1 protein-coding gene is annotated in these 4041 nt (G+C 67.7%); it reads right to left on the reverse strand.

Features of this window, described 5'->3' with window-relative positions; all coding sequences use genetic code 11:
- Positions 1-490: 490 nt before the first annotated feature.
- Positions 491-4041: family 43 glycosylhydrolase (locus RB628_RS39645; protein ID WP_318325502.1), on the reverse strand; the 3551-nt coding region annotated here is incomplete at its 5' end.

Below are 4041 nucleotides of genomic sequence, written 5' to 3' on the forward strand. Positions count from 1 at the left end.
AGCGCACTTGACTGGGGGTCAAGGGGTCGCAGGTTCAAATCCTGTCGTCCCGACTCGTGAGAGTCGTGGATCGAGGGGCTGTTTTCGGAGTGATCCGAGACAGCCCCTCGGTCTTTCTCTGCCTACGTCCGCTGCCGGGACGAGCGTGGTGTCCCGCAGCTCGGCACCGGAGTGGACGGGCCGGATCCTGCAGGGCCCAGACGCACGGTGTCGCCGCGGGCGGCATGTCCGCGATCCCGTTCATGAACTCGGAGAACCGGGTGGCGTGGACGATGGAGCAGGGGGCGCGCGCGGAAGAAGCCCATGACGGGCTGGTCCTCGAAGCAGGGCGGGTTGGCCACGTCGACCGTGACCCACGCGCCTTCCAGAACCCGGACAGGCGTATGTGGAGGGGGTGGGCGCGGAAAAGCGAGGGCGCGCACATCGAGCGGGCGGTCAGGCCCAACTCGGTGTGCGCGCCCCTGTGTTCGGCGCTACCGGTCCATCAGGCCTATCGGCCTATGACGATGCCCTTGGCCGCAGTCCCCGTGCGGTTGTCGTACACGACGTCGCCCGTGGACTTCTTCCAGATCCGGATGCGGAACGTGTCCGGCTTGTCCGTCGCAGTGACGCGGAAGGCGTAGCCGCCCACGCCGTTGACCGTGCCGGAACCCTGGTACACCGCCTTGGAGCCCGCCACCACCAGCCAGTCGTTGGACGTGGCGCGGAACCGAACGCCTGCCTTGGACTTCCCGCGCGCCGGGAAGTCGAAGGTCGCCTTGCCCGTCGGGACCGTGGCGCCCTTCCGGTAGGAGGCTCCGAAGGAGAAGGCCGCCTTGCCGGTCAGCGTCGGGTGGGCCGGGTAGGCGCCCGGCCGGGACGGGATCACGCCGGTGCCCGCAGCGCGGCCGGCCTCGGGGTTGTACACGACCAGCTCGGGGAGCTGGACGGTGGCCGAGGCACCGTCGTCGTCCGTCACCGTGATCGTCGGGCGGAGTATGCCCGCCGACAGGTAGGCGTGGCTCCCCTCACAGGTGCCGCCCGTGACCCTGCCGGACGTCGGAGTGGTGCCGTCCTTCCAGTCGATCCTGCAGGTGTGGGTGTCGGAGCGCCCCGGGTCGGTGAACTTCGCCGAGAGGCGGACCGGAGTGCGCTTGCCCGCCGGGACCGGGGTCTTCGGGCCCCGTGCCGAGGTGATCGACGGGGGCGCGTTGCTGACCGTCACCGTCAGTGTGTCCCTGCTGCGGCCTCCCGTCAGCGTGACCTCGTAGGTGCCGTCGTCCGTGCAGGTGAGGGACGCCGGGATCGTGGTCCTGCTGGAGAACGTGCAGGGGGTGTTCGCCGCCACGCTCCAACTCGGCGTGCCCGCCCCCGAGATCGAGCCCGTGAGCGGGATCGCGCTGCCCTCCTGGCCCGTTGTGTCGGCGCCCGCGCGGACGATGGTCACGGGTTCGATGCTCGACAGGGTCGGGACGACCTTCTTGATCAGACCGTCGGCGTCGAACTCCAGCTTGTCGATGGTCGTTTCACGGTGCGTGCCGTCGCCGCCGGGGATCGCGAAGCGGTGGTAGGCGATGTACCAGTCGTCGGTGTTCGGGACGCTGACCACCGAGTGGTGGCCGGGGCCCTTGATGCCCAGGGAGAGGTCCTTCTCCAGGATCACACCGTGCTTGGTCCAGGGTCCCGTGGGTGAGGAACCGGTCGCGTAGGCCACCTGGTAGTTCTCGTCCCGGGTGTCGTTCTCCGACCACATGAAGTAGTAGGTGCCCTGGCGCTTGACGACGAACGCGCCCTCGTTGTAGTTGCTCGGCGTGATGTTGGTGACCTTCGACGCGTCGAAGGAGATCATGTCGTCGTTGAGCGGGACGACGTAGGCGCGGCCGTTGCCCCAGTAGAGGTACGACGTGCCGTCGTCGTCGTTGAAGACCGCCGGGTCGATCATCTGGCCCGTGTAGTCACCGGCCTTCAGCAGTGGCTTGCCCAGGGCGTCCTTGAAGGGGCCCGTCGGGGAGTCCGACACCGCCACGCCGATGTTCGCGTCCGCGCAGAAGTAGAAGTAGTACTTGCCGTTTCTCTCCTCCATGGCCGGCGCCCAGGCGCGGCTGTCGGCCCAGCTGACGTCGGGGCCGAGGTCGAGGATGACGCCGTGGTCCTTCCAGTGGACCAGGTCCGTGGAGGAGTACGCCTTGAACTGCGTACCGCTCCAGCCCTCGAAGCCGTCGGTGGTCGGGTAGACGTAGAAGGTGTCGCCGAACCTGACGATGTTCGGGTCCGCGTTCAGGCCCGGCAGCACCGGGCTCTTCATCTCCACGGCGGACACCGTCCAGGTGCGCTTCTCGCCGTCCGAGCCGGTGACCTCGTACTTCACCGGCTCGGTGAAGTCGTGCAGGGTGCCGGAGGCGGGGCTGATGACCGCGCCGTTGGCCAGGGTGAACTCCGGTGCCAGGGCGGTGACATCACTGCCCGGGTTGAGCGGCAGGACGACCTTGCTGTCCTTGTCGTTGATGATCGCGTCGACCTTGAGCGCCGGGTGGGTCGCCGCGGCGATCCCGGTGGTGTTGCCGCCGAGTTCCAGGACCTCGGCGGGCGTCAGGGCCCGGTTGTAGATCCGGAAGTCGTCGACCTCGCCACCGAAGTACGGGTCCGGGGAGTACATGGACTTGCCGATGTAGCCGGAGTAGTCCTTCGCCGGGTCGTACAGGTCGGAGGGCTTGGTGGTGACACCGTTGACGCGGGCCGCCTCGGCACCGTCCACATAGAGGATCGCCGTCTCGGTCGCGCCGTCCAGGGTGACGGTGACGTGCTTCCACTCGCCCTGGGTGAGCTGGGAGCCGCCGATCATCTGCTTCTCACCGGACCAGGTGGCCTTGGTGATCGCGGAGAACAGCTTGCCGCCGCCGTTGGAGGGCGTGGCGAACAGGTACTTGTTGCTGTCGGGGCCGAGTCCGAACAGCCACTGGAAGTTGCCGCCGCCCTTCCACTTGACGTATGTGGAGACGGTGACGCTGTCCGTGTCCTTCAGGACCCCGTTGGGGATCTTCACATACGGCGAGCTGGAACTGCTGTTGCCGCCGGACATCTTGAACGAGCCGCCGTCGACGCCGGTCCCGAAGTCGGGCGTACGGACGTAGGTGCCGTGGTAGCCGTGGCCGCTGGAGTCACGGGCGATGCTGCCGCCGGTCTCGTCGAAGTCGTAGCGCAGGAGCAGGTCGGCCGGGACGTCCGGGCCCTCGGCGGAGACCGTGACCTCGGCGCTGACCTCGATTGCCGAGTCGCCCGCCAGGTCGCCCTTCACCGTGAAGGTGCCGGCCTGCGCGTACTGCGACTCGGCCACGTCCTCCCAGGTGACGGCGACGGGCCGCTTCACACCGTCCGCGGACTCGGCGATGACGGTGGCCGGCAGGACCGGGGCGTCACCGATACGCGTCTCGACCCTGACGTCCTCGGCGCTCGTGATGATCTGGTCCGGCTGGTAGGTCTTCAGGAGCCGGTCGTACTCGGCCTGGGTGACCGGAAGTACCGTTCCGTGGCGGGGCTTTGACGGCAGGTCGTAGTCGGTGGACGGGGTCCAGACGCCGGAGGCCAGATCCGTCGTCTCGAAGGGGATGTAGCCGCGCCCGCCGAACTCGTCGAGGAACGCGTACCACTTCTCCTCGGTGTTCGACTTGAACACCAACGGGCCCTCGGCGGCGTTCATCTCGCCCTTGCCGATGCCCTCGGTGACGGCGGTCCAGGACAGGTTGCGCAGCGTGTCGCTCTTCTCCTCGAAGATGAACTTGCTGTTGGGGCTGTCGGAGGAATTGTTCCGCTCGTCCTTGGAGAGGCGGAAGTACGTGCCGTCGTGCTGGATGACCGTGGAGTCGATGACCGAGTAGCCGCGGTCGACCCACACCTTGGGCTCGCTGAAGGTGCGGAAGTCACGGGTCGTCGCGTACATCATGCGGTTGTACGTGCTGCCGGAGTGGTCGGCGTTGTCGTACAGCTTCGAGGCCCAGAAGACGACGTAGGAGCCGAGCTGCTCGTCGTAGTAGGCCTCCGGCGCCCAGGTGTTGCCGGCCGAGT

The sequence above is a fragment of the Streptomyces sp. ADMS genome (genome assembly GCF_033441795.1).
GTDB lineage: Bacteria > Actinomycetota > Actinomycetes > Streptomycetales > Streptomycetaceae > Streptomyces.